23 protein-coding genes are annotated in these 26478 nt (G+C 71.4%); 8 read left to right on the top strand and 15 right to left on the bottom strand.

Annotated elements, in window-relative coordinates; translation table 11 throughout:
• Positions 1–90: 90 nt before the first annotated feature.
• Entirely contained in the window at positions 91–897 is an 807-nt protein-coding gene (locus MRBLMG1_RS35620; RefSeq protein ID WP_367828302.1) for a DUF72 domain-containing protein, read from the bottom strand.
• A gap of 105 nt (positions 898–1002) precedes the next feature.
• Between MRBLMG1_RS35620 and MRBLMG1_RS35625 the strand changes: the two genes are divergently transcribed.
• From MRBLMG1_RS35625 to MRBLMG1_RS35635, 3 genes are all read left to right on the top strand, one after another.
• Positions 1003–1929 carry an ABC transporter ATP-binding protein gene (locus MRBLMG1_RS35625; RefSeq protein ID WP_367828303.1) on the top strand — a complete coding sequence of 309 codons (927 nt, stop codon included), beginning with the start codon at positions 1003–1005 and terminating at the stop codon, positions 1927–1929.
• On the top strand, positions 1926–2693 hold the full coding sequence (locus MRBLMG1_RS35630; RefSeq protein ID WP_367828304.1) for an ABC transporter permease: 768 nt from the start codon (positions 1926–1928) through the stop codon (positions 2691–2693). The genes MRBLMG1_RS35625 and MRBLMG1_RS35630 overlap by 4 nt, the downstream gene beginning before the upstream one ends.
• A gap of 74 nt (positions 2694–2767) precedes the next feature.
• Entirely contained in the window at positions 2768–3736 is a 969-nt protein-coding gene (locus MRBLMG1_RS35635; protein ID WP_367828305.1) for a COX15/CtaA family protein, read from the top strand.
• Between the two features lie 51 nt (positions 3737–3787).
• On the opposite strand, the gene MRBLMG1_RS35640 is transcribed toward MRBLMG1_RS35635, so the two are convergent.
• The 4 genes from MRBLMG1_RS35640 to MRBLMG1_RS35655 form a co-directional block, all read right to left on the bottom strand.
• Positions 3788–4708: an immunity 49 family protein gene (locus MRBLMG1_RS35640; protein WP_367828306.1), complete on the bottom strand. Its 921-nt coding sequence runs from the start codon at positions 4706–4708 to the stop codon at positions 3788–3790.
• A gap of 42 nt (positions 4709–4750) precedes the next feature.
• A complete protein-coding gene (locus MRBLMG1_RS35645) occupies positions 4751–5863 on the bottom strand; it encodes an amidohydrolase (RefSeq protein WP_367828307.1) in 1113 nt (370 codons plus the stop codon).
• Positions 5864–5933: 70 nt separating this feature from the next.
• Positions 5934–6254, bottom strand: a complete 321-nt coding sequence (locus MRBLMG1_RS35650; RefSeq protein ID WP_367828308.1) for a hypothetical protein — start codon at positions 6252–6254, stop codon at positions 5934–5936.
• Between the two features lie 105 nt (positions 6255–6359).
• Positions 6360–7307: a heme o synthase gene (locus MRBLMG1_RS35655; RefSeq protein ID WP_367828309.1), complete on the bottom strand. Its 948-nt coding sequence runs from the start codon at positions 7305–7307 to the stop codon at positions 6360–6362.
• Positions 7308–7620: 313 nt separating this feature from the next.
• On the opposite strand from MRBLMG1_RS35655, the gene tkt reads away from it, so the two are divergent.
• Genes tkt through pgl form a run of 5 tightly spaced genes read left to right on the top strand, consistent with a single transcriptional unit; the run spans position 7621 to position 14208 of the window.
• The gene (gene tkt / locus MRBLMG1_RS35660) at positions 7621–9708 is read left to right on the top strand and encodes a transketolase (RefSeq protein ID WP_367828310.1); all 2088 of its coding nucleotides are present in this window, start codon (positions 7621–7623) and stop codon (positions 9706–9708) included.
• Between the two features lie 36 nt (positions 9709–9744).
• Positions 9745–10863, top strand: coding sequence for a transaldolase (tal, locus tag MRBLMG1_RS35665; RefSeq protein ID WP_367828311.1), 1119 nt, complete (start codon positions 9745–9747; stop codon positions 10861–10863).
• A 5-nt stretch (positions 10864–10868) separates the two neighbouring features.
• Positions 10869–12401 (top strand): glucose-6-phosphate dehydrogenase, encoded by a 1533-nt coding sequence (gene zwf, locus MRBLMG1_RS35670; RefSeq protein WP_367828312.1) that lies wholly within the window; start codon positions 10869–10871, stop codon positions 12399–12401.
• A complete protein-coding gene (gene opcA / locus MRBLMG1_RS35675) occupies positions 12398–13441 on the top strand; it encodes a glucose-6-phosphate dehydrogenase assembly protein OpcA (protein ID WP_367828313.1) in 1044 nt (347 codons plus the stop codon). The genes zwf and opcA overlap by 4 nt, the downstream gene beginning before the upstream one ends.
• Entirely contained in the window at positions 13438–14208 is a 771-nt protein-coding gene (pgl, locus tag MRBLMG1_RS35680) for a 6-phosphogluconolactonase (protein ID WP_367828314.1), read from the top strand. The genes opcA and pgl overlap by 4 nt, the downstream gene beginning before the upstream one ends.
• 69 nt (positions 14209–14277) lie before the next feature.
• Here pgl and MRBLMG1_RS35685 read toward each other — a convergent pair whose 3' ends face one another.
• The 10 genes from MRBLMG1_RS35685 to MRBLMG1_RS35730 all read right to left on the bottom strand — a co-directional run bounded on the left by MRBLMG1_RS35685 (position 14278) and on the right by MRBLMG1_RS35730 (position 26381).
• A complete protein-coding gene (locus MRBLMG1_RS35685) occupies positions 14278–15381 on the bottom strand; it encodes an acyltransferase family protein (RefSeq protein ID WP_367828315.1) in 1104 nt (367 codons plus the stop codon).
• A gap of 75 nt (positions 15382–15456) precedes the next feature.
• Positions 15457–17031: a PH domain-containing protein gene (locus MRBLMG1_RS35690; protein WP_367828316.1), complete on the bottom strand. Its 1575-nt coding sequence runs from the start codon at positions 17029–17031 to the stop codon at positions 15457–15459.
• Complete coding sequence (locus tag MRBLMG1_RS35695; RefSeq protein WP_367828317.1) at positions 17028–17528, bottom strand: PH domain-containing protein; 501 nt, start codon at positions 17526–17528, stop codon at positions 17028–17030. Before MRBLMG1_RS35695 ends, MRBLMG1_RS35690 begins: the two co-directional genes overlap by 4 nt.
• 4 nt (positions 17529–17532) lie before the next feature.
• Complete coding sequence (gene pgi / locus MRBLMG1_RS35700; protein WP_414721716.1) at positions 17533–19197, bottom strand: glucose-6-phosphate isomerase; 1665 nt, start codon at positions 19195–19197, stop codon at positions 17533–17535.
• Positions 19198–19356: 159 nt separating this feature from the next.
• Complete coding sequence (locus MRBLMG1_RS35705; RefSeq protein WP_329856510.1) at positions 19357–19692, bottom strand: RNA polymerase-binding protein RbpA; 336 nt, start codon at positions 19690–19692, stop codon at positions 19357–19359.
• 77 nt (positions 19693–19769) lie between these two features.
• The gene (gene secG / locus MRBLMG1_RS35710) at positions 19770–20000 is read right to left on the bottom strand and encodes a preprotein translocase subunit SecG (protein ID WP_030205174.1); all 231 of its coding nucleotides are present in this window, start codon (positions 19998–20000) and stop codon (positions 19770–19772) included.
• Positions 20001–20097: 97 nt separating this feature from the next.
• Positions 20098–20877, bottom strand: a complete 780-nt coding sequence (tpiA, locus tag MRBLMG1_RS35715; protein ID WP_367828318.1) for a triose-phosphate isomerase — start codon at positions 20875–20877, stop codon at positions 20098–20100.
• 7 nt (positions 20878–20884) lie between these two features.
• Entirely contained in the window at positions 20885–22096 is a 1212-nt protein-coding gene (locus MRBLMG1_RS35720; RefSeq protein ID WP_367828319.1) for a phosphoglycerate kinase, read from the bottom strand.
• A 104-nt stretch (positions 22097–22200) separates the two neighbouring features.
• Positions 22201–23211, bottom strand: coding sequence for a type I glyceraldehyde-3-phosphate dehydrogenase (gap, locus tag MRBLMG1_RS35725; protein WP_367828320.1), 1011 nt, complete (start codon positions 23209–23211; stop codon positions 22201–22203).
• A 218-nt stretch (positions 23212–23429) separates the two neighbouring features.
• On the bottom strand, positions 23430–26381 hold the full coding sequence (locus MRBLMG1_RS35730) for a M14 family metallopeptidase (RefSeq protein WP_367828321.1): 2952 nt from the start codon (positions 26379–26381) through the stop codon (positions 23430–23432).
• Positions 26382–26478 lie beyond the last annotated feature (97 nt).

The raw sequence follows: 26478 nt of genomic DNA on the forward strand, positions 1-26478 counted from the left end.
CGTAATTAATCAGGGACTGACAAGCCGCGCCCGAACCGACCGCGGTGCCGTGCATCACTCAGGTAAGGCTTACCTGACCTGCGAGAACGATCATTCGTAGGACGAATGAGCGGAGGTCCGGGCGCCCGCCGCAGGGTCGGCCCGGGCCCGCGGCCGGACCGGAGTCAGCCCTCGCGACCGCACCCGACGCGCGAAGATTTCCGCGTCCCGGACGGCCGCGCCACCCGGGTCGTTGTTGAAGAAGGCGAACACGTCCGCCCCCTCCACCCAGGCCGCGGCGATCCGGTCCGCCCAGGTCACGAGCGCCTGCCGGCCGTATCGGGGCCACGGCCGGGCACGGCCCTCGTGGAAGCGCACGTACCCCCAGTCCGCCGTCCGCCACAGCGGCGTCACCGGCCGCGAGCCGCGGTCAGCCCAGCACAGGGCGGCCCCCCGGTCCCTCAGGACCCCGGCGACCTCGTCCGTCCACCACGACGCGTGCCGCGGCTCGACCGCCACCCGCACCCCGGCCGGGAAGCACGCGAGCACCGCGTCCAGGACCCCCGCGTCGGCGCGCAGCGTCGGAGGCAGCTGGAGCAGGACGGGGCCGAGCCGGTCGCCCAGCGCGTCGGCCCGCCCCATCAGCCGCGCCACGGGCTCCTCGGGGTCCTTCAGGCGCTTGACGTGGGTCAGGAAGCGGCTGGCCTTCACCGCCATGACGAAGCCGTCGGGCGTCCGCTCCCGCCACGCGGCGAAGGTGTGGCGCTCGGGCAGCCGGTAGAAGGCGTTGTTGTTCTCCACCGTCGCGAACGAGCGCGCGTACTCCTCCAGCCAGAGCCGCTGCGGCAGCCCCTCGCGATAGAGGACCCCGCGCCAGTCCCGGTACTGCCATCCGGAGGTGCCGATGTACACGGGCATACGCCGCCCCTTCCCCGTGCGCCGCGGCTCACCCGCCGGGCGGGCGGCGGCCGGAAACCGGGGGCGCGGCCCGTGCCCGCCCGAGAGGTCCTTAGACTTCCCGGCATGTCACACGAGTCCGTCGTCCAGGTACGTGGCCTGGTCAAGCGGTACGGAAGCAAGACCGCCGTCGACGGCCTGGACCTCGACGTGCGGGCCGGCACCGTCACCGCCGTCCTCGGCCCCAACGGGGCCGGCAAGACCACCACCATCGAGACCTGCGAGGGATACCGGCGGCCGGACGGCGGCACCGTCCGCGTCCTCGGGCTCGACCCGGTCGCCGACGCGGCCGCGCTGCGCCCCCGGATCGGCGTGATGCTCCAGTCGGGCGGCGTCTACTCCGGCGCCCGCGCCGACGAGATGCTCCGCCACATGGCGAAGCTGCACGCCCACCCCCTCGACGTCGACGCCCTGATCGAGCGCCTCGGCCTCGGATCCTGCGGCCGCACCACCTACCGGCGCCTCTCCGGCGGCCAGCAGCAGCGCCTCGCGCTCGCCATGGCCGTCGTCGGCCGCCCCGAACTGGTCTTCCTCGACGAGCCGACCGCCGGGCTCGACCCGCAGGCCCGGCGCGCCACCTGGGATCTCGTGCGCGAGCTCAGGGCCGATGGGGTGAGCGTGGTCCTCACCACCCACTTCATGCAGGAGGCGGAGGACCTCGCCGACGACGTCGCCATCATCGACGCCGGCCGGGTCGCCGCCCAGGGCAGCCCCGAGGAGCTGTGCCGCGGCGGCGCCGAGAACACCCTGCGCTTCACCGGCCGCCCCGGGCTCGACCTCGTCTCCCTGCTCAAGGCCCTGCCCGACGGCACCGCCGCGTCGGAACCGCTCCCCGGCACGTACCGGATCACCGGCTCCGTCGACCCGCAGCTGCTCGCCACGGTCACCAGCTGGTGCGCCCAGCACGGCGTCATGCCCGACGGCATCTCCGTCGAGCGCCACACCCTCGAAGACGTCTTCCTCGAGCTCACAGGCAAGGAACTGCGGTCATGAGCACGGGCACCTACGCCCCCAAGCCCGGCGCGGCGCCCGTCGGCCGCATGATCGCGGCGCAGACGGCCCTGGAGACCCGGATGCTGCTGCGCAACGGCGAGCAGCTGCTGCTCACGGTGATCATCCCGTCGCTGCTCCTGGTGCTGTTCTCCACCGTCGACATCGTCGACACCGGCGCCGGCGAGGCCGTCGACTTCCTCGCCCCCGGCGTCCTCGCGCTCGCCGTGCTCTCCACCGCCTTCACCGGCCAGGCCATCGCCACCGGCTTCGAACGGCGGTATGGGGTGCTCAAGCGGCTGGGCGCCTCACCGCTCCCCCGCTGGGCGCTGATGACCGCCAAGACGCTCGCCGTCCTCGTCACCGAGGTCCTCCAGGTCGCGCTGCTCACGACGATCGCCCTGGCCCTCGGCTGGTCGCCGCACGGGAACCCGTTCTCGGTCCTGCTGCTCCTGGTCCTCGGCACGGCCGCCTTCTCGGGCCTCGGCCTGCTGATGGCGGGCACGCTCAAGGCGGAGGCCACGCTGGCCGCCGCCAACCTGGTCTTCCTGCTGCTCCTGGTGGGCGGCGGGGTCATCGTGCCGCTGGACAGGTTCCCCGAGCCGGCCCGCTCGGTCCTGGAGCTGCTCCCGATCTCCGCCCTCTCGGACGGCCTGCGGGACGTCCTCCAGAACGGCGCGGCGATGCCGTGGGGCGACGCGCTGGTGCTGGCGGTCTGGGCCGTCCTCGGCCTCGGGGCGGCGGCGAAGTTCTTCCGCTGGGAGTAGCCGAACCGGCTCAGAGGGTGACGTTTCCCGACAAGGCACCCCCTCGTGAAAGCGTGCACAAGCCCCGTCCTACGATGGGGCCCGTGCTGACCCCCCTCGCCTCCATCGCCCGGCGCTGGACGCCGTCCCCCCGGACGCTCCGGCGCGCCGCACTCGCCGCCGTCGTGATGAGCGTCCTGATCATCGTCACGGGTGGCGCGGTCCGGCTGACCGGTTCCGGTCTCGGCTGCGACACCTGGCCGAAGTGCACCGACGACAGCCTGATCGTGACGCCCGAGCAGGGCTACCGCGGTGCCATCGAGTTCGGCAACCGGATGCTGACGTACGTCCTGTCGGCGGCCGTCGGCTGGGCGATCGTCGCCGCCCGGTCCACCAAGCCGTGGCGCCGGAACCTGACCCGCTGGGCGTGGGCGCAGTTCTGGATCGTGATGAGCAACGCCGTGATCGGCGGGATCACGGTGTGGATGGGCCTCAACCCGTGGACGGTGGCCGGCCACTTCCTGGCCGCGAACTCGCTGCTCACCGTGGCGGTCATCACCTGGCACCGGGCCGGCGAGGGCGACACCGCCGCCCGGCCGCGCGTGCCGCGCCCGGTCCGCAAGCTGTCCTGGGCGATCACCGTCACCGCGGGTCTGCTGATCGTGCTCGGCACGACGGTGACCGGCGCCGGCAAGCACGCCGGCGACAGCAGCGACGTCCCGCGCATGCCGTGGGACTGGACGAACGCCGCCCACGTCCACGCGATCGCCGCCTGGGTCGTCTGCGCGCTGGCGCTCGCCATGTGGCTGGTCCTGCGCGTGGTGGACGCCCCGGACGACACCCGGGCCCGCGCCCGTGACCTGCTGGTCGTGCTGCTCGCCCAGGGCGCCATCGGCTACGTCCAGTACTTCACCGGCGTCCCCGAACTGCTCGTCGCCGTCCACATGCTCGGCTCCTCGCTGATGTGGATCGCGGTGGTGCGGCTCGCCCTGAGCATGCGCGAGCGCCCGGTCCCCACCCCGGAGATCCCGGCCCAGACCGACTCCGCGCTCGCGAGCGCCTGAGAACACCCCGGACCGCCCGGACCCCCGCCGGCGGGGGTCCGGGCGGTCCGGCTATGCGGACACCGGCGCGCCGAGCAGCGTCCCCGGCAGGTAGCCGGAGCGGACGGCGGGCTCCCAGCCGTGCGCCAGGTGGGCGAGGGCCGCCAGGGCGACGGTCACCACCGGCAGCAGGCTCCTCGGCTCGGGATCGGCGCCGACGCCCGCCCGGTGCGCGTCGAGCCGCTCCACGAGGGCCCGGTCGAAGGCCTCCCGGTCGTCGTCGAGCAGGACGCGCAGCAGCCGCTGGTCCGGGCTCAGAGCCCCGGCCGCGTCGAGCCGCGCCGCCGCGGCCGCCAGCTCCTCCGCACCGGGCCTGCGCACCGGTACCTCGCCGGGCACGGCGCCGGGGATCGGGCCGTGCTCCACCGTCAGGTAGGCGCACAGGGCGTCCATCTCGGCGAGGTCCGCCGGCTCCGAGACCGAGTCGAAGCGCGAGTACGGCACGCCGGAGCGGATCGCGGGCGCGTAGTCCTCGTGGAGCAGCGGCCCGATCACCCGTCGGCGCTCCCAGGCGAGCCCGCTGATCAGGCAGAGGGCGAACGCGTCCACCCAGGTGCGCGCGGTGGGCACCCGGTGCCCCCGGTCCCCGCCCTCGTCGAAGAGCTGGTCCTCGCTGCTCAGGGTCTCCCCGGCGAGGGGCAGCGGGACGTCCCAGTCGCCGTCGGGGAAGCAGCCGATGCCCAGGACGCCGAGGGCGCACTCGGCGGCGGTGAGCAGCGCCGCGCGGGACGGGTCCGCGGCGAGCGCGGGGTCCTCCAGGGTGCGGGCCCCGACGTGGTCGAGGAGTTCGTCGCGGGCCTCCCCGAGGCCGGTCAGGGACATGCCGCTGCCGTACCGGAGGTCGTGCCAGCGGCCGAAGGTCCGTCGCCTGATGCCGTCGAGCGCCCGCTCGATCCTCGCCCCGTCGACCTCGTGCACGGTCGTCTCTCCCATGGCTGCCGCCTCCCCCATGATCGTTTCCATCTGCCGCGCACGCTACCAACGGGCACTGACAGCGGGGCCGAGCCGGTAGACGCGGCGGGCGTTGTCCGCGGCGATCATGCCGGCGACGCGCTGGGCGTCCGTACGGCACCAGGCGCCGTCGGCGACCCATTCGCCGAGCACCCGGGAGAGCGCGGAGCGGAAGGCGCTCGCGGCGACCACGTGGAGTTCGGGCAGCGCGTGGGCGCCGCTGGAGAAGAGCAGCTTGCCGAACGGCGCCCGTTCCAGGACCTCGGCGAGCACGGCCGCCGCCCTGGCCCCGGTGTGGGCGAGGACGGGGCCGAGATCCGCGTACACGTGCGCGTGGACGCCGGTCAGCCGCGCCGCCTCCCGGTGGTACGGGTACGCGTGCAGCAGCACGAGGCCGGCGCCGAGCCCCGCGGTGGCGGCGGCGAAGCCGTCGACGACGGACGGGTCCCGGTCGCCGGTGTGCAGCTGGAGGGGGCGCCCGGTGGCGACGGCGAGCCAGAGCAGGTGGCGCAGCAGGACGGGTTCGGTGAGGCGGTCTCCGGCGGCGCGTCCGGCCAACCAGCGTCCTGCGGCGCCGCGCACCTCGCCGGGGCCCGGCGGTTCGGGCGTGTGCGCGAGCCCCCGGCGTACGCCCGTCCCGGAGGCGAAGGCCACGGCGTGGGCGGCGGCGGCGTGAACGGCCTCGGAGAGGTGGGCGAGGAAGGCCTCGACGCTCCCCGAGGTGTCGGCGATCCGTTCGGCGAGGGGTTCGAGGCGGACGATCTCGTGGGCCTCGGCGGCGCCCGCGGCGGCGATCTCCGCCGGTCCCGTGAGGTCACCGGGCCGCCCGGTGTCGACCAGGTAGGTGGCGATCCCGGAGGCGCGCAGGAGCCGGCGGCCCGCTTCGACGGCGCCGAGTTCGCGGCGCCGGGCGAGGTAGCGCGCGGGCGGGCAGTGCGGTTCGAGGCCGAGCAGCGGCGGGCACCAGCGGCGTACGGCGAACCCGGTCTGGGTGTCGAAGAAGGTGGTGCCGGCGGCGGGCAGCACGGCGGTGCCGCCGAGATGGGCGCCGAGCCGGGCCTCGAAGGTGCCGAGGCCGAGCTCGGTACGGAGCACCCCGTGGCAGTGGTGGTCGACCAGACCCGGCGTGTCGATCATCTCGGGGGGCTCCCTGTGTGGACGTGTCTCCACACGTCCTAACGGGTGAGCCCCGCGCGAGGTTGTTGCCTCAGCTGTTGGAGGGTCCGCCGATCTGGATACCGGCCATCCGGGTCCACTCGTACGGGCCGGTCTCGACCTTGGCGGCGAACTCGCCGTCGAACTCCTCGTGGAGGGTCAGGCCGGCCTTCTCGGCGGCCTGCCGCGCGACCTCGTAGGTCGGCGCCACCAGGTCGCCCCAGCCGCCGTCGGTGCCGACGAGGACGATCCGGGTGCCGGCCTGGCCGATGTGCGCGAGGTGTCCCTCGGAGCCGCCGTGCTCCTTGGAGAAGGCCTGGATCTCCTTGGCGAGCTTGGCCGCCTTGCGCTCTGCCTGCTTCGTTTCTGCCATGAAAGCGATGCTACCGAGGGGTAGATCCAGTGGCGACGGCCGGGCCACGTGGCCTATCCCACGTGACCCGGCCGCCGACCGGACATCTCAAACGAGCGGAGCGCGCTAGCGCAGGAACGGGTCCACCGCGACCGCCACGAAGAGCAGCGAGACGTAGGTGATGGACCAGTGGAAGAGGCGCATCTCCTTGAGCTTGGCGCCGGTGGCGCCGTTCTTGGCGCGGTTGAGCAGGGCGTGCGCCTCCCAGAGCCACCAGCCGCCGGTGAGCAGCGCCACGGCGGTGTAGAACCAGCCCGTGTAGCCCAGCGGGGTGAGCAGCAGCGAGACGGCGACCATGACCCAGCTGTAGAGCACGATCTGCTTGGCGACGACCTTGTTGGAGGCGAGCACCGGCAGCATCGGCACGCCCGCGCGTGCGTAGTCGTCCTTCACCTTCATCGACAGCGGCCAGTAGTGCGGCGGCGTCCAGAAGAAGATGACGAGGAAGAGGATGACCGCGGCCCACGACATCGAGTTCGTGACGGCCGACCAGCCGATGAGGACCGGCAGGCAGCCCGCGATGCCGCCCCAGACGATGTTCTGGGCGGTGCGCCGCTTCAGGATCATCGTGTAGATCACGACGTAGAAGAGGAGGGCGCTCAGCGAGAGCGCGGCGGAGAGCCAGTTGACGAGCAGGCCGAACCAGAGCGTGGAGACCACGGCGAGGGTGAGGCCGAAGACCAGTCCCTCGCGCGGGGTGAGCACGCCGGTGACCAGCGGCCGCTGGGAGGTCCGGTCCATCAGCGCGTCGATGTCGCGGTCGATGTACATGTTCAGCGCGTTCGCGCCGCCCGCCGACAGGTAGCCGCCGAAGCAGGTGGCGAGCACCAGCCACAGGTCGGGCACGCCCTGCTCGGCGAGGAACATCACCGGGACGGTGGTGATGAGCAGAAGCTCGATGATCCGCGGCTTGGTCAGCGCCACGAATGCCTTGACGCGGGCCCCGAACGGCCGATGGCCCCCCGGGCTGGGAGTCAAGACGACCCCTGCGGGTCGGGACTCGACGGCCGTCACGCACACCCCTGACAGAGAAATTCCCAGCAAGCTCCCCGAATGAAGGCGGGGTGAAGCTTGCGCGTACCACGCCACTGTAGACGTTGCCCAGACGCCGATCTTCGCGGGGGTGGGGTCGTGTTGGAGGGGTACGTCCCAAGGGGTGGACGCCGTTCGGGAGGCGAACTCTCACGCCCGGCGGCAGTCTTGCTGTGTCCGCTCATTTGAGGGGCGTGCACACGAAAAGAGGGCGTTCCGGCGGGGGTAGGCTCGACATCGCCGGTACACCCTCAGTCACCGGCCCAAGACATGTGGAGAGGAGCCCTGACCCAGGGTGAGCACTAAGCCGACCACCACAGACCTCGAGTGGACCGAGTTGGACCAGCGGGCCGTCGACACCGCCCGCATCCTGGCCGCGGACGCCGTACAGAAGGTCGGCAACGGCCATCCCGGTACGGCGATGAGCCTGGCGCCCGCCGCGTACACCCTCTTCCAGAAGGTGATGCGACACGACCCGGCCGACCCCGAGTGGGTCGGGCGCGACCGGTTCGTCCTCTCCGCGGGCCACTCGTCCCTGACCCTGTACACCCAGCTCTACCTGGGTGGCTTCGGTCTTGAGCTGGACGACCTGAAGAGCTTCCGCACCTGGGGCTCGAAGACCCCCGGTCACCCGGAGTACGGCCACACCGCCGGCGTCGAGACCACCACGGGTCCCCTGGGCCAGGGTGTCGCCAACGCCGTGGGCATGGCCATGGCCGCCCGCTACGAGCGCGGTCTGTTCGACCCGGAGGCCGCCACCGGCACCTCCCCGTTCGACCACCGCATCTACGCGATCGCCGGTGACGGCTGCCTGCAGGAGGGCATCTCCGCGGAGGCGTCCTCGCTCGCCGGCCACCAGAAGCTCGGCAACCTGATCCTGCTGTGGGACGACAACCACATCTCGATCGAGGGCGACACCGAGACGGCCGTGTCCGAGGACACGATGAAGCGGTACGAGGCGTACGGCTGGCACGTCCAGCGCGTCGAGCCGCAGGCCAACGGCGACCTGGACCCGGCCGCGCTGTACGCGGCGATCAAGGCCGCCGAGGCCGAGACCGAGCGCCCGTCCTTCATCGCGATGCGCTCGATCATCGCCTGGCCCGCCCCGAACGCGCAGAACACCGAGGCCGCGCACGGCTCGGCGCTCGGCGACGAGGAGATCGCGGCCACCAAGCGCGTCCTCGGCTTCGACCCGGAGCAGACCTTCGAGGTCTCCGACGAGGTCATCGCGCACACCCGGTCGCTCGGCGACCGCGGCCGCGAGGCCCGCGCCGCCTGGGACAAGTCGCTCGCCGAATGGCGTACGGCCAACCCGGAGCGCGCCGCCGAGTTCGACCGCATCGAGGCCAACGAGCTGCCGGCCGGCTGGGCCGAGAAGCTCCCGGTCTTCGAGCCGGGCAAGGGTGTCGCCACCCGTGCCGCCTCGGGCCAGGTCCTCAAGGCGCTCGGCGCGGTCATCCCGGAGCTGTGGGGCGGCTCGGCCGACCTCGCCGGCTCGAACAACACGACGATCGACAAGAACTCGTCGTTCCTGCCCGAGGGCAACCCGCTGCCGGAGGCCGACAAGTACGGCCGCACGATCCACTTCGGCATCCGCGAGCACTCCATGGCCGCGGAGATGAACGGCATCGCGCTGCACGGCAACACGCGCATCTACGGCGGCACCTTCCTGGTGTTCTCCGACTACATGCGCAACGCCGTGCGTCTGTCCGCGCTGATGCACCTGCCCGTGACGTACGTCTGGACCCACGACTCGATCGGTCTGGGCGAGGACGGCCCGACGCACCAGCCGGTGGAGCACCTGGCCTCGCTGCGCGCGATCCCGGGTCTGAACGTGGTCCGCCCGGCCGACGCCAACGAGACGGCCATCGCCTGGCGCGAGATCATGCAGCGCCACACCAAGGTCTTCGGCAAGGGCGCCCCGCACGGCCTCGCGCTCACCCGCCAGGGCGTGCCGACGTACGCGCCGAACGAGGACACCGTCAAGGGCGGCTACGTGCTCTTCGACGCCGAGGGCGGCGACGCCCAGGTCGTGCTGATCGGCACGGGCTCCGAGGTGCACCTGGCCGTCGAGGCCCGCGAGCAGCTCCAGGCCGCCGGCGTCCCGACCCGGGTGGTCTCGATGCCGTCCGTGGAGTGGTTCGAGGAGCAGGACCAGGCGTACAAGGACTCGGTCCTGCCGCCGTCGGTCAAGGCCCGGGTCGCCGTCGAGGCGGGCATCGGTCTCACCTGGCACAAGTACGTCGGCGACGCCGGCCGGATCGTCTCCCTGGAGCACTTCGGTGCCTCGGCGGACGCGAAGGTCCTCTTCCGCGAGTTCGGGTTCACCCCCGAGGCGATCGTCGCCGCCGCCCGGGAATCGATCGACGCCGCCGCGCGCTGACGCCCATACGTACGACTTATTGGAGATGCAACTCTCATGACAGACGCTCTCAAGCGCCTCTCCGACGAAGGCGTCGCGATCTGGCTGGACGACCTCTCGCGCAAGCGGATCACGTCCGGCAACCTGGCCGAGCTCATCGACCAGAGCCACGTGGTCGGTGTGACCACGAACCCGTCGATCTTCCAGAAGGCCATCTCGTCGGGTGACGGTTACGAGCAGCAGCTCGCCGACCTCGCCGCCCGCAAGGTGACCGTCGACGAGGCCATCCGCATGATCACGACGGCGGACGTCCGCGACGCCGCCGACATCCTGCGGCCGGTCTTCGAGGCGACCGACGGCCAGGACGGCCGGGTCTCCATCGAGGTCGACCCCCGTCTCGCCCACGAGACGGCCCCCACCATCGCCGAGGCCAAGCAGCTGGCCTGGCTGGTGGACCGCCCCAACACGCTCATCAAGATCCCGGCCACCAAGGCGGGTCTGCCGGCGATCACCGAGGTCATCGGCCTCGGCATCAGCGTCAACGTGACGCTGATCTTCTCGCTGGAGCGCTACCGCGCCGTCATGGACGCCTACCTGGCGGGTCTCGAGAAGGCCCGCGAGCGCGGCCTCGACCTCTCGAAGATCCACTCGGTGGCCTCCTTCTTCGTCTCCCGCGTGGACTCGGAGATCGACAAGCGCCTGGACGGCATCGGCACCGACGAGGCCAAGGCGCTGAAGGGCAAGGCCGCGCTGGCCAACGCCCGCCTGGCCTACGAGGCGTACGAGGAGGTCTTCTCCTCGGAGCGCTGGGTCGCCCTCGACAAGGCGCAGGCCAACAAGCAGCGTCCGCTGTGGGCCTCGACCGGCGTCAAGGACCCGGCGTACAAGGACACCCTGTACGTCGTGGACCTGGTCGCCCCGGGCACCGTCAACACCATGCCGGAGGCCACCCTGGAGGCCACCGCGGACCACGGCGTGGTCTCCGGTGACACCGTGCGCGGCACCTACGACCAGTCGCGTGCCGAGCTCGCGGCCGTCGAGAAGCTGGGCATCGCCTACGACGACGTCGTCCAGCTCCTGGAGGACGAGGGCGTCGAGAAGTTCGAGGCGTCCTGGAACGACCTTCTCAAGTCCACCGAGGCGGAGCTCTCGCGCCTCGCACCTTCGGAGGCGTAAGCACTTTGAGCGCAGTCCACGGAGCCAACCCGCTCCGTGACGCCGCAGACCGACGGCTCCCGCGCATCGCGGGGCCGTCGGGTCTGGTGATCTTCGGCGTCACGGGCGATTTGTCCCGTAAGAAGCTGATGCCCGCCGTCTACGACCTGGCCAACCGCGGCCTGCTGCCGCCGGGCTTCTCGCTCATCGGCTTCGCCCGGCGCGAGTGGCAGGACGAGGACTTCGCGCAGGAGGTCCACGACGCCGTCGAGCAGCACGCGCGCACCCCGTTCCGCGAGGAGGTGTGGCAGCAGCTGATCCAGGGCATGCGGTTCGTCCAGGGCGACTTCGACGACGACGACGCCTTCGAGCAGCTCAAGGACACCATCGAGGAGCTGGACAAGGCCCAGGGCACGGGCGGCAACTTCGCCTTCTACCTGTCGGTCCCGCCGAAGTTCTTCCCCAAGGTCGTCCAGCAGCTCAAGAAGCACGGGCTCGCCGACCAGAAGGACGGCTCCTGGCGCCGCGCGGTCATCGAGAAGCCCTTCGGCCACGACCTGGTCTCCGCCAAGGAGCTCAACGAGGTCGTCCACGAGGTCTTCCCGCCCGACGAGGTCTTCCGGATCGACCACTACCTCGGCAAGGAGACCGTCCAGAACATCCTGGCGCTCCGCTTCGCCAACACCCTCTTCGAGCCGATCTGGAACCGGTCGTACGTCGACCACGTGCAGATCACCATGGCCGAGGACATCGGCATCGGCGGCCGGGCCGGCTACTACGACGGCATCGGCGCGGCCCGCGACGTCATCCAGAACCACCTGCTCCAGCTGCTCGCGCTGACCGCGATGGAGGAGCCCGCCTCCTTCGACGCCGACGCGCTGGCCGCCGAGAAGACCAAGGTCCTCGGCGCGGTGAAGCTGCCCAAGGACCTGGGCGCGTCCACGGTCCGCGGCCAGTACGCGGCCGGGTGGCAGGGCGGCGCGAAGGCCGTCGGCTACCTCCAGGAAGACGGCATCGACCCCCAGTCGAAGACCGACACCTACGCGGCCATCAAGCTGGAGATCGACAACCGCCGCTGGGCGGGCGTCCCCTTCTACCTGCGCACCGGCAAGCGTCTGGGCCGGCGCGTCACGGAGATCGCGGTCGTGTTCCAGCGCGCCCCGCACTCCATCTTCGACCACACCGCGACCGAGGAACTCGGCCGCAACGCCATCGTCATCCGGGTCCAGCCGGACGAGGGCGTGACGATGCGGTTCGGCTCCAAGGTGCCCGGCACCCAGATGGAGATCCGGGACGTGTCCATGGACTTCGCGTACGGCGAGTCCTTCACGGAGTCCAGCCCCGAGGCGTACGAGCGGCTCATCCTCGACGTCCTGCTCGGCGACTCGAACCTCTTCCCGCGGGTCGAGGAGGTCGAGCTGTCGTGGAAGATCCTCGACCCGATCGAGCAGTTCTGGGACAAGCACGGCAAGCCCGCGCAGTACCAGTCCGGGACCTGGGGTCCGGTCGAGGCGGACGAGATGCTCGCACGAGACGGCAGGAGCTGGCGCCGGCCATGAAGACCGACCTGACGGACACCACGTCCTCCAAGATCAACAAGGCGCTGGTGCTCGGGCGGCGGGCGATCGGCACGCCGGCCGTCGGCATGGTGCTCACCCTCGTGATCGTCACCGACGAGGAGAACGCCTACGACGCCCTGAAGGCGGCCAACGACGCGTCCCGCGAGCACCCCTCGCGGACGCTCGTCGTCATCAAGCGGGTCTCGCGCTCCCCGCGGGACCGCGCCAAGGCGCGGCTCGACGCCGAGGTCCGCCTCGGCGCCGACGCCAGCACCGGCGAAACGGTGGTGCTCCGGCTGTACGGCGAGGTCGTCGACCACGCCCAGTCGGTGGTCCTGCCGCTGCTCCTCCCGGACGCCCCCGTCGTCGTCTGGTGGCCGGTGAACGCGCCGACCGACCCGGCGAACGACCCGCTGGGCGCCCTCGCCCAGCGCCGGGTGACCGACACGTACGCCGCCGAGCAGCCCATCCAGGAACTGTCCGCGCGCGCCGACCGGTACACCCCGGGCGACACGGACCTCTCGTGGACCCGCATCACCCCGTGGCGCTCGATGCTCGCCGCCGCGCTCGACCAGGTCGCGTGCCAGGTCACCTCCGCCGAGGTGGAGGGCGAGGAGTTCAACCCGAGCGTCGAACTGCTCGCGATGTGGCTCGCGGAGCGGCTGAAGGTGCCCGTGCGGCGCTCGAAGTCGACGGGCCCCGGCCTGACCTCCGTCCGCATGGAGACCAGCACGGGACCGATCGTCCTCGACCGGCCGGACGGCTCGCTGGCCACGCTCTCCATCCAGGGACAGCCCGACCGTGCCGTGGCGCTGAAGCGCCGCGAGACGGCCGAGCTGATCGCGGAGGAGCTGCGCCGGCTCGACCCGGACGACACCTACGCGACGGCCCTCAAGTACGGTCTCGAGCGTCTCGACGAGGAGGCGGCGATCGTCGCCCCCGAGGCACCGGCCCCCGTGGCCGAGGCCGTCGAGACCCCCGAGCCGGCCGCCAAGCCCGCCGCGAAGAAGGCCACGGCCAAGAAGGCGGCGGCCAAGTGAGCACCCCTCAGCTGGTCGTCCACCGCGACAAGGAGCTGATGGCGCAGGCCGCCGCGGCCCGGCTGATCACCCGGATCGTGGACGCCCAGGCCACCCGCGGCTCGGCCTCGGTCGTGCTGACCGGCGGCCGCAACGGCAACGGCCTGCTCGCGGCGCTCGGTTCGGCGCCCGCGCGGGACGCCGTCGACTGGTCGCGGCTCGACCTCTGGTGGGGGGACGAGCGCTTTCTGCCCGAGGGTGACCCCGAGCGGAACGTCACCCAGGCGCGCGAGGCACTGCTCGACCGGGTGCCGCTCGACCCGGCACGGGTGCACGCCATGCCCGCCTCGGACGGCCCGTACGGCGACGTCGACTCCGCCGCGGCAGCGTACGCGGAGGAGTTGGCCGCCGCCGCGGAGCACGGTGCGGTGCCGGACTTCGACGTGCTGATGCTGGGCGTCGGCCCCGACACGCACGTGGCCTCGCTCTTCCCCGAGCTGCCGGCCGTCCGTGAGACCGAGCGCACGGTGGTCGGTGTGCACGGCGCGCCCAAGCCCCCGCCGCTCCGCGTCTCCCTGACCCTCCCGGCCATCCGGGCCGCCAAGGAGGTCTGGCTGCTCGCGGCCGGCGAGGACAAGGCGAAGGCCGCGGCCATCGCCCTCTCCGGCGCGGGCGAGGTCCAAGCCCCCGCCGCGGGCGCCCGCGGCCGCTCCCGCACCCTCTGGCTCCTCGACACCGCAGCCGCCTCCGAGCTGCCCCGCAGCCTCTACCCCCCGGCCTCGGCCTGACCCACGACGAAGGCCCGGTTCACCCTCTGGCGAACCGGGCCTTCGCCGTTCCCACCCGTCACGGCACGCTCAGCGGCGCCTTCGAAGCGTCAGGCGCGTCTTCCCCAGCACCAGCCGACGTCCCGGCTCCTCCACGTACGTGTAGAGGAGCGCGGCCAGCGCGAGGGAGACGGCGAAGGCCAGGGCGACGAGGCCGAACGCCGGCAGCGTGTCGAGCTTGGGCTTCTCGCCCACCCAGAGCCGCAGGGAGTGCATCACCAGCAGGTGGATCATGTAGAAGGCGAACGACCACTCACCCAGTTTCACGAGCACCGGGCGGCGCCACATCGACGGCTCCCCCTTGATGTCGGCGGCGGCACCGGCCGCGATCAGGAGGGTGAGGCCGATGAGCGCGGTCCAGTAGTGGTCGCCGGCCACGAGCGGGACGGCGAAGTAGCCGATCAGCGTCAGGGCGACGGCGCCTTCGAGGCCGGGCCCGCGCCACTTGCCGAGCTGGACGAGCCTCGCCACCGCGATGCCGAGGACGAATTCGGGGAGCCTGGCCGGCGGGAAGCTGTAGAGGTAGTAGTCGTCCGGCTGGTAGGCGACGGCGAGGATGCACAGCACCGCCACCGCGGTCAGGACCGTCGGTCCCACGCGCCGCAGCACCGCGTAGAGCAGCGGGAAGCACGCGTAGAAGAACGCCTCGCAGACCAGGGACCAGCTGACCGGGTTGGCCGCCTGCCACCACTCGTACTTCCAGGAGCTCACCAGGAGCAGGTTCGCCACGATCGCCTCGGGGGAGGTCCGCTCGCCGTCCCTCAGCCAGGGGAGCACGGTGAAGGCGAGGACGAGGGCGAGGATCGCGGTGAGCACGTGGATCGGATAGATGCGGGCGAGCCGACGCCGGAAGAACGAGAAGAAGCGATCCTTCGGACGAGCCGACCAGGTCAGCACGAATCCGGAGAGGACGAAGAAGAACATGACCCCGACGCTGCCCGAGCGGGTGGCCCAGGCCACCGCCTTCTCGTCCTCGGGTCCGTAATATCCGAACTTGTACGTATGGAACGCGAAGACCAGGAACGCCGCGGCCCAGCGCATGCCCGTGAGCGAGGGCAGCATGCCGCCCGCGCGTCCGACCGAAGGGGCGGCCGGGGCTTCGGGCAGCGGCGCCTCGCGTATGAGCGTCGGCAAGGGAGGGCTCCGTTTCGACCGTCGTCCGGCAGGAGCCCGGTACACCGCGGTCGAGCCCCGAATCAGCCGCACATACTACGGGGCGCCGGTCACCCGTTCGATACCGGCTTCCCTTTCGCCTCGCACGGGCTCCAGGAAAGGTGCGAGGAGGTCGGGTACGGCCGTGGCGGCGAAGGTGAGGGCTTCGGTGGTGTCGGCGTCGGGGATGTCGTAGGCGCCGGCGCCGGCCGCGGTCGTGGCGGTCAGGGTGAGGACGCCGGCCTTGCGCTGGAAGTAGGTCTGCTTGACGGTCCAGCCGATGACGCCGGAGCGCTGGAGGGCGACGGTGGCGCGCCGGAGGGTGCCGGACCTGGTCACCAGGTAGGCGCCGCTGATGCCGTGTCCGAGGCCGCGGTAGGCGTCGAGGGCGAAGAGGACGGCGATCGGGGTGAGGACGACCGCGCAGCCCCCGGCGACGTACAGCAGGACCGGGGTGAGGAGGAGGCCGAGGAGGGCGAGGAGTGCGACGAGCGGGAGGACGCTCCACAGGGCCCAGCGCACGCGCCGGGTGCGGGCGGCCCGGGGGTGGGCGGTGAGGGGTGCCCCGGTGGGCGGCTCGGGCTCGCGCAGGACCAGGGCGGCGACCCGGTCGGCGGTGGCCCGGTCCACGGCCGGGAGCAGGTTCTTGAGGTCGGCGTGCTTGTCGCCGTCGTCCTGGGCGAGGCCGGTGGCGACGGCGTCGAGGCGGGCGGCCCCGCACAGCCGGACGCCCAGCGGCTGGACGAGTTCGATCCCCCGCAGCCGCCGCTCCTCCAGGGAGACCGAGCGGGCGGTGAAGAGGCCGCGCGCGACCCGGAGGGTGCCGCCCGGTTCGCGCTCCAGGCGGTAGTTCCACCACATCTCCACCCAGAGGCCGAGGGCCCCGACGGCTCCGATGACGGTGGCGAGGAACACCAGGTCGACGATCATCCAGGCGACGGAGACGTCCTGGAACCGGTCCCCTATCCAGTGGATGACCTTCCCCTGCGCGCCGAACCACTCGCTGACCTGGAGGACGGCCCCGACGGCGGCGCCGCCGAGCGCGGGGGCGAGGAAGGAGACGGGGGCGTAGCGGATCCAGCGCGGGTCGAGGGCGGCCAGCGCGTCGTCGCCGTCCGGGTCCGCGGAGGGCTCGGCGGCCCGGGCGAGCAGTTCGTGCCGGAGCCGCTCGCCCTCGGCCCGGGTGACCAGGTCGAGTTCGAGGGTCGACTCGCCGCCGGCGGTGTGCTCGCCGGTGCCGACGCGGACCTTGACGAGGCCGAAGACGCGCTGGACGGGGTTGGCGCTCAGGTCGGCGCTGCGGACGCGCTCGCGGGCCAGCGAGCGGCGCTGCACGACGAGCAGCCCGGTGTGGAGCTCGACCCGCTCGGGGCCGACGCGGTAGCGGGTGCGGCGGAAGCGGACCGTCTCGGTGACGAGGTCGGCGGCGAGGACGAGCGCGACCCCCGCGGCGACCCAGGCGAAGGCCTGCCACAGCGGGCGGTCGCCGGCCAGGCCGAAGGCGATGGGCAGGGCGGCGCCGGTGAGGACGCCGGCGAAGAGGACGACGCGGACGAGGACGGTACGGGGATGCAGGCGCAGCCACTCCGCCTCGGCGCCGCCGGCCTCCTCCGTGCCCGTCGCCTCGCTCACGTGGCGTCCCCGGGGGTCGCCCGGGTGATGAGGGTGAGCCGCTCGGCGAGTCCGGCGGCCAGTTCGTGGTCGAGGCCCTCGATGCGGATCGCGCCCTTGGCGGAGGCGGTGGTCACGGTGACCGTGGCGAGCTCGAAGTGCTGCTCCAGCGGTCCGCGTACGGTCTCGACGGTCTGGATCCGGGACATCGGAGCGATCCGCCACTCCTGCCGGAAGGCCCCCGTGCGGACGTAGACGGCGTCGTCGGTGACCTCCCAGCGGTGTACCCGGAACCACCAGGCGGGGAGGAACGCGGCGCAGGCGAGGCCCAGGGCCGCCACGACCCCGGCCGCGAGCAGCAGCCAGGACCGGGCGGGCCCGATGAGCGCGCCGAGGACGGCGAGCACCGCCACCGGTAGGGCGGTGGTGATCAGGAGCTGCCACCGCCACCAGGCGACGGCCCGCCCGTCCACGGCGTTCCTGGGCGGCCGGAGCCGCACCGCGTCCTCCCCCGTCATGCGATCAGCCCCGGTCGCGCAGCGACCGGTAGGCGGTGACGAGTCCGGCGGTCGAGCTGTCGAGGTGCTCGCCGCCCTCCCCGTCGGTCAGGACCGGCTCGATCCGCTTGGCGAGGACCTTGCCGAGTTCGACGCCCCACTGGTCGAAGGAGTCGATGTTCCAGACGGCGCCCTGGACGAAGACCTTGTGCTCGTAGAGCGCGATCAGCTGGCCGAGGACGGACGGGGTGAGTTCGTCGGCGAGGATCGTGGTGGTGGGGTGGTTGCCCCGGAAGGTCTTGTGCGGGACGAGTTCCTCGGGGACGCCCTCGGCGCGCACCTCCTCGGGCGTCTTGCCGAAGGCCAGCGCCTGGGTCTGGGCGAAGAAGTTGGCCATGAGCAGGTCGTGCTGGGCGACCAGGCCGGGCAGCAGGTCGGCCACGGGTCGGGCGAAGCCGATGAAGTCGGCCGGGATCATCTTGGTGCCCTGGTGGATCAACTGGTAGTAGGCGTGCTGCCCGTTGGTGCCCGGGGTGCCCCAGACGACGGGTCCGGTCTGCCAGTCGACCGGGTTGCCCTCGCGGTCCACGGACTTGCCGTTGGACTCCATGTCGAGCTGCTGGAGGTAGGCGGTGAACTTGGACAGGTAGTGCGAGTACGGCAGGACGGCGTGCGACTGGGCGTCGAAGAAGGCGCCGTACCAGACGCCGAGGAGGCCGAGGAGCAGCGGCGCGTTCTCCTCGGGCGGGGCGGTGCGGAAGTGCTCGTCGACGAGGTGGAAGCCGTCGAGCATCTCCCGGAAGCGCTCCGGGCCGATGGCGATCATCAGGGAGAGGCCGATGGCGGAGTCGTAGGAGTAGCGGCCGCCGACCCAGTCCCAGAACTCGAACATGTTCGTGGTGTCGATGCCGAACTCCTCGACCTTCTCGGCGTTGGTCGAGAGGGCGACGAAGTGCTTGGCCACGGCCTCCTGGCCGGCGCCGAGGCCGCCGAGCAGCCAGTCGCGCGCGGAGGTGGCGTTGGTGATCGTCTCGATGGTGGTGAAGGTCTTCGAGGCGACGATGAACAGCGTCTCGGCCGGGTCGAGGTCGCGGACGGCCTCGTGGAGGTCGGCGCCGTCGACGTTCGAGACGAAACGGAACGTCAGGTCCCGCTGGGTGAAGGACCGCAGGACCTCGTACGCCATCGCCGGACCGAGGTCGGAGCCGCCGATGCCGATGTTGACGACGTTCTTGATCGGCTTGCCGGTGTGGCCGGTCCACGCGCCCGCGCGGACGGTGTCGGCGAAGGTGCCCATCTTGTCGAGGACGGCGTGCACGCCCGGGACGACGTTCTCCCCGTCGACCTCGACCACGGCCCCGCGGGGGGCGCGCAGCGCGGTGTGGAGGACCGCCCGGTCCTCGGTGGTGTTGATCTTCTCGCCGCGGAACATGGCGTCGCGGAGCTCGGCGACGCCGGTGGCGGCGGCCAGTTCGCGCAGCAGGGTCAGCGTCTCGCCGGTGACGAGGTGCTTGGAGTAGTCCAGGTAGAGGTCGCCGACCCGCAGGGTGTAGTCGGTGCCACGCGCCGGCTCGGCGGCGAACAGCTCACGCAGACGCGTCTCACCCAGCTGCTCTCGGTGCTTGCCGAGGGCCGCCCACTCGGGCAGCCGGTTGAGCCTGGTACGGCCTTCGGTAGTCATCTCGGACATCGCCCACTTCTTCTCGTACTGCTTGTCTGCCCCGCTGCACCCCCAAACCTAATTGATCAGAGGGACGGGTGACGCGAAGGCGGGCGCGAACGGCGAAAGGGCCCCGTCCGCGAATTGAGTTCGCGGGCGGGGCCCTTTCGTCACACTGTCACACCACGCTCAGATCTCGCCGCGCAGTTTGGCGAGCGCCTCGGCGAGGATCGCCTCTCCGTCGGCGTCGCTGCGCCGCTCACGCACATAGGCGAGATGGGTCTTGTACGGCTCCGTGCGCGGCGGGTCCGGCGGGTTGTCCCGGTCCTGACCTGCCGGGAAGCCGCAGCGGGGGCAGTCCCAGGTGTCCGGGATCGCCGCGTCGCTGGCGAAGCTCGGCTGCGTCTCGTGCCCGTTCGAGCACCAGAACGAGATGCGGGCGCGCGGTGCCGATTCGCCTCGCTCGGCCTCGCCCATCGGCCCCGCTCCGACCCGGCTTCCCCGAATCGCGTTGCCACTTGCCACGGTCGTAACTCCCTGCGTGATGGTGCTCGAAGATGCCCCAGTCTACGTAAGGCCCAACGCGCGTCCAGTGATTGGAGTTACCCGTCCAACTTCATCAGCAGACCGAGTACGACAATGCAGGCGAACCAGAGCAGACCGACCACAACGGTGATTCGGTCCAGGTTCCGCTCGGCGACCGAGGAGCCGCCGACGGAGGACTGCATACCGCCACCGAACATGTCGGAGAGGCCGCCGCCCTTTCCCTTGTGCATCAGCACGAGCAGCATCAGCAGCGCGCTGAAGACGATCAGGGCGATCGAGAACCCCATAACCACGGCTGGACCAACTTCCTCGGACTTATACGGACGGGGGCCGGGCGCCTGCCCGACCCCCGCAAGGGTACGACGTAACTCCGCTACCGCATACTCACTGGTCGCGGAAGCGAACGATCTTGACGAACTCGTCGGCGTCCAGCGCCGCGCCGCCCACCAGGGCGCCGTCGACATCCGGCTGCGCCATGATCACGGCGACGTTCCCGGACTTGACCGAGCCGCCGTACTGGATGCGGACCTTGTCGGCCAGCTCCTGCGAGTACAGCTCCGCGAGACGGCCGCGGATCGCCCCGCAGACCTCCTGGGCGTCCTCGGGGGTGGCGACCTCGCCGGTGCCGATGGCCCACACCGGCTCGTACGCGATCACGATGGTCTCGGCCTGCTCGGCCGGGACGTCCTTCAGGCCGCCGTCGAGCTGGGCGAGGGTGTACTCGACCTGCTGACCGGCCTTGCGGATGTCGAGACCCTCGCCGACGCAGAGGATCGGGGTCACGCCGTGCGTGAAGGCGGCCTTCACCTTGGCGTTGCAGACCTCGTCGTTCTCGGCGTGGTACTGGCGGCGCTCGGAGTGGCCGACGGCGACGTAGGCGCACTTCAGCTTGGACAGCATCAGGCCGGAGATCTCGCCGGTGTAGGCACCGGAGTCGTGCGCCGAGATGTCCTGGGCGCCGTACTTGATCTTCAGCTTGTCGCCGTCGACCAGGGTCTGGACGGACCGCAGGTCGGTGAAGGGGACCAGGACCGCGACCTCACAGGCGTCGTAGTCCTTGTCGGTCAGGGCGAAGGCGAGCTTCTGGACGTGGGCGATGGCCTCGAGGTGGTTGAGGTTCATCTTCCAGTTGCCCGCCATCAGCGGGGTGCGGGTGCTGCTCATGAAAGGGTCAGTCCTCCAGTGCGGCGAGGCCGGGAAGCGTCTTGCCCTCGAGGTACTCGAGGGAGGCGCCGCCGCCGGTCGAAATGTGGCCGAATGCCTTCTCGTCGAAGCCCAGGATGCGGACGGCGGCGGCGGAGTCGCCACCACCGACGACCGTGAAGGCCGGGGAGTCGACGAGCGCCTGGGCGACGGCCTTGGTGCCCTCGGCGTAGTCGGGGTGCTCGAAGACGCCCATCGGGCCGTTCCAGAAGACGGTGCCCGCGTCGGCGAGCTTCGAGGCGTAGAGCTTACGGGTCTCCGGACCGATGTCCAGGCCCTCCTCGTCCGCCGGGATGGCGTCCGCGGCGACCGTGGTCGGGTTGGCCGGAGCCTTGGTCTTCAGGTCGGGGAACTCGGACGAGACCAGGACGTCGACGGGGAGCACGAACTCCACGCCGCGCTCCTTGGCGCGCTCCAGGTAGTCGAGGACCGCCGGGATCTGGTCCGCCTGGAGCAGCGAGATGCCGACCTCGTGGCCCTGGGCCTTGAGGAAGGTGTACGCCATGCCGCCGCCGATGAGGATGCGGTCGGCCTTCTCCAGGAGGTGGTCGATCACGCCGAGCTTGTCGGAGACCTTGGCACCGCCGAGCGCGACCACGTACGGCCGCTGGACGTCGTCCGTGAGCTTCTTCAGGACGCCGACCTCGGTGGCGATGAGGTAGCCCGCGGCGTGCGGGAGGCGCGCCGGGAGGTCGAAGACCGAGGCGTGCTTGCGGTGCACGGCGCCGAAGCCGTCGCCGACGTAGACGTCGGCGAGGGCGGCCAGCCGGTCCGCGAACGCGCCGCGCTCGGCGTCGTCCTTGGAGGTCTCGCCGGCGTTGAACCGCAGGTTCTCGATGACGGCGACCCGGCCGTCGGCGAGGCCCGCGACGGTGGCGGTGGCGGACTCGCCGACCGTGTCCGTCGCGAACGCCACCTCGGCGCCGAGGAGCTCGCCGAGCCGCGCGGCGGCCGGGGCGAGGGAGAACGCCGGGTCCGGGGCGCCCTTGGGGCGGCCGAGGTGCGAGGCGACCACGACGCGGGCGCCGGCGTCGGCCAGCGCCTTGACCGTGGGGACGACGGCGCGGATGCGGCCGTCGTCGGTGATGGTGGTGCCGTCGAGCGGCACGTTGAGGTCGGCGCGGACGAACACCCGCTTGCCGGAGACGCCTTCGGCGAGAAGCTCGTCGATCGTCTTCATCTGTCACAGACTCCTTGGTACGCGGTGGAGCACACAAACAGGGCTCGCACAGCGCGGCGTTGCGCTGCCCGAGCCCTGCTCACATCGATGGCCTGCCCTGAAGTTTAGAGCTGGCCGCCGACGAAGACGGTGAGGTCGACGAGACGGTTGGAGTAGCCCCACTCGTTGTCGTACCAGCCGAGGATCTTGACCGTGTTGCCTTCCTGGACCATCGTCAGGGAGGCGTCGAAGGTGCAGGACGCCGGGTCGCTGACGATGTCCGAGGAGACGATCGGGTCCTCGGTGTAGTAGAGGATGCCCTTGAGGTCGCCGTCGTCGGCGGCCTTCTTGAACGCCGCGTTGACCTCGTCCTTGGTGACCTCGCGGTCGAGGGTGACGACCAGGTCGGTGGCGGAGCCGGTCGGGACCGGGACGCGCATGGCGATGCCGTCGAGCTTGCCCTTGAGCTGCGGGAGGACCAGGGCGGTGGCCTTGGCGGCACCCGTCGTGGTCGGGATGATGTTCTCCGCGGCGGCGCGGGCGCGGCGCAGGTCCTTGTGCGGGAAGTCCAGGATGCGCTGGTCGTTGGTGTACGCGTGGACCGTCGTCATCAGGCCCTTGACGATGCCGAAGTTCTCGTCGAGGACCTTCGCCATCGGAGCGACGCAGTTGGTGGTGCAGGACGCGTTCGAGATGACGTGGTGCTGCGCCGCGTCGTACTTGTCCTGGTTGACGCCCATGACGATGGTGATGTCCTCGTCGGAGGCCGGAGCCGAGATGAGGACCTTCTTGGCGCCGCCGGCGATGTGCTTCTCGGCGTCGGCCTTCTTGGTGAAGATGCCGGTCGACTCGATGACGATGTCGACGCCCAGCTGGCCCCAGGGGATGTCGGCCGGGTCGCGCTCGGACAGGACCTTGATGGTGTGGCCGTCGACGGTGATGGTGTCGGCGGTGTGGGTGACCTCGGCCTTGAGGCGCCCCAGGATGGTGTCGTACTTCAGCAGGTGTGCGGTGGTCGCGGTGTCACCCAGGTCGTTGACAGCCACGATCTCGATGTCGGCACCCTGCTCAAGGAGCGCGCGGAAGTAGTTCCGGCCGATGCGGCCAAAGCCGTTGATGCCTACGCGGATCGTCACGAACCGATCTCCTCGTTAGGTACGCCGGTGTTCTCGACGCCGGCGAGATTTTTGTTTTTAGGGATGTCCCCGACCGCTTACGACCCTACCCCCACAGGGGCCCGCCAGTGACATCGCGCGCAGCCGGACGTGCCCGGAAAGTGAGGGAAAGTGGCCGACGGCCCGTACCTACCAACGGGTACGGGCCGCCATGGGACCTTTGTCCCCATTACTCTCCGTCAGCGACGGAGCGCCGCGAGCGCGCGGCCGACGAGGCGCGCCCGATCGTTCTCGCCGGGCACGTGCTCCAGGCCGAAGCCGAGGAGGACGGTGTCGCGCGTGGTGACCGCGGCCTGGGAGTGGAAGAGCGCCGCGGAGCGCGTCCAGTCGGCGGCGTTGCCGGGGCTGCCGGCCGGGGCGCCCGGCACGGTCCAGGCGCCGAACGAGGTCTCGAAGCCCTCCGCCTCGGTGCCGGACCCGATGACGAGCCGGGTGTCGTCGACGAAGGCGCCCGTCTCGCCCGTACCGGGGTCGGAGACGTACGAGACGGAGAGTTCGACCTGCTTGCCCGCCCAGGCGCTCAGGTCGACGGAGGCCTGGTGCCAGCCGTTGGAGGGGCCGGTGAAGGCGTTCCAGGAGCCGGTGGTGCCGGAGGAGGCGCAGCCGTCCTCGCCGACGGTGAGGTAGTGGGCGAGGAAGGGGTGGCCGCGGACGTAGTAGCCCTCGCCGCAGTCGGCCGGGGGCTCGGCGGAGGTGCCGCCGTTGAGGTCGGGCAGGGTCGTCCAGTCGTCCTGGCCGACGGTGTGGGCCTCGACGACGAGGTTGTCGTAGCCGGGCTCGGTGTCGTAGCTGACCTGGAAGTCCAGCCGGGGCTGCTGGGCGGCCGTGACGCCGGCGAGGTCGACGGTCCTGGCGAGGCGGGCCCAGGTGTCGTCGGCGTGCTTGACGGCGGCGAACGACGCGCCCTCGGCGGGCTCGAACGGGGTCCGGATGCCCGGGTAGTCACCCGCGGAGGCGCTGCTCGCGAACTGCGGGAACTCCTTCGGCTTCAGGGTGTCCGAGGTGACCGTGTAGGCGCCCGCGTTGTCGAGCGGGTTGTCGGCGGCCGCGCCGAGGCCCGCGCCGGTGCCCGCGAAGGCGCCCGTGCCGGCGAAGGCGGGCGGGGTCTTGAGGCCCGCGCGATGGTACGCGCCGAGGTAGTACTGGGCGAAGTCGTTGGACTCGGCCCGGCCGATCTGGGTGAGCCCGCCGGACTTCTCGCCGGCGTTGACCAGCTTGCCGCCCTCGTTCAGGTAGCTCCGGACGGCGAGCTGGGTGGTCCCGGAGGGCCGTTCGGCGCCGGTGTACCAGACGACGGTGCGGAAGTGGGACAGGACGCCGAGGGCGTCCGGGGCGCCCTGGGTGGCGACGTCCCAGACTGCGGCGGAACGGCCGTTGTCGGCGAGCGCCTTGACGTACGCGGCGGTGTGCCGGGCGGCGGTGGTCCCGCCCTCGTCGGCGAGGACGAGCACGTCGCCGCGGGGACGCTCGGCCACCTTGTAGGTGAAGGGGGCGGAGGCGGTGGCCCGGCCCTCCCGGGTGCGGGCGGTGAACCAGACCTCGACGGAGTCGCCGGGGCGGGCGCCCTCGACCTCGGCGCGGTACTCGTCGAAGTAGAGGTTGTCCTCGCCGCCGAAGGTCTCGCCGCCCTGCCAGGCGTCGACCTCCTCGCTGTGGGTGCGGCCGCCGTTGATCCGGTACTTCAGGGTCTTGCCGCGCAGCGACTTGCGCGCGGTGACCGCGACCTCCTGCTCTCCGCCGCGGGCGTAGGAGGTGGCGAAGGACTTCGGGGTGAGGTCGGGGGCGTCGATGCCGACCGGGGAGACGGGCCGGTCCGGGTGGGCGGCGGTCTCGGCGACGGCGAGCGCGAAGGGGATGTTCTTGGCGAACTCGGCCTGGATCAGCTTCTCGTCGTCCGGGAAGGTGAAGACGGAGGCGCAGTCGGCCGGGTTCCAGGCGTCGTTCGGGTCGACCCGGGAGGCGGTGGCGCAGGTCGACATCTCCGGGGTGAACATCTGCATCCCGTTGACGTTGGCGGCGTGTCCGTCCGCCTCGCCGTTGGTGATGTACAGCTCAGAGGAGACCTGCGGCCGGTAGCCGGGCACGGCCGAGTTCTGCGGGGTGCCGGCGAGGGCCTTGAGGGCCACGTCGTCGGGGGTGTCCGTGGCGACCTGCCAGCCGACGCCGTACAGCAGGAGCTGGGCGGCCGAGTGGTAGTTGACGCCGTACGCGAAGCCGATCCGCTTCTGGAACGCGTCGAGGGCCCTGGTCTCGGGCTCCGACATGGGCCCCTTGCCGCGGAACGTCTCGTCGGCCGGGTCGGGGGACGAACCCTCGTTGTCGTAACCCCACTTGTAGGCGAAGTTGCGGTTGAGGTCGACGCCGTCGCCGGAGGTGATCCGCCCGTCGCCGTCGTTGTCGCGGAGGTTCTTGCGCCACTGCCGGTTGTCCGGGTCGGCGTGCGTGAAGTCGTAGCCGTCCGGGTTGGCCGAGAGCACGAACCACAGCTCGGTCGAGTCGACGATCCGGGTGATCCGCTCGTCCTTGCCGTAGCCGTCGAGGTAGTGGTGGAGCAGCCGCCGGGTCATCTCCGGCGTGATCCACTCGCGCGCGTGCTGGTTCGACATGTACAGCGTGGCGGGCTTGGAGCCGTCCTTGGCCCGCTGGGCGCCCTTGCTGACCTTGAGGGCGAGGATGTCCTGGCCCTTCACGGTCTTGCCGATGGAGACGACCTTGGTGATCCCGGGGTTGGCCCGGGCGGTGTCCAGGATCTCCTGCTTGAGGCCGTTCGGACCGCCGTACGGGCGGAAGACGCCGTCCCCCGCGGCGGCGACCCGCTTCTCGGCCTGGGCCGTCAGGTTGTGCTCGGCGAGTTCGACGCCCTGCCCCCGAAGCCGCCCCGCCTGCCGGCCGGTGAGGAAGAGCTCGACCGTCGCGGAGCCCTTCGCGGGCACCTGCTCGGTCAGTTCGTGGGCGTCGGCACCGGCGTCGAGAAGCAGCGGTACCTGCTCCTTGCTCACCGTGGCGCGCCATACGGAGAGGGCGTCACCGCCGTCCCGGTCGTCGGGCTGCGCTCCGGCGACGGGTGCCGCCGCCACTCCCGCGATCAGCAGTGAAGCCGCGGCGAGGATCGATCTCGCTCTGCGTCTCATGAGCCCCCCTTGCTGTTGTCTGCCACGAAGGTGAACAGACGCCAGGCTCATGGGCGCCCATGGGCCTGTCAAGGGTGCCTCGCGGCGTGTACGAAAA

The sequence above is a fragment of the Streptomyces sp. LMG1-1-1.1 genome, from assembly GCF_040815545.1.
Classification (GTDB): Bacteria; Actinomycetota; Actinomycetes; order Streptomycetales; family Streptomycetaceae; genus Streptomyces.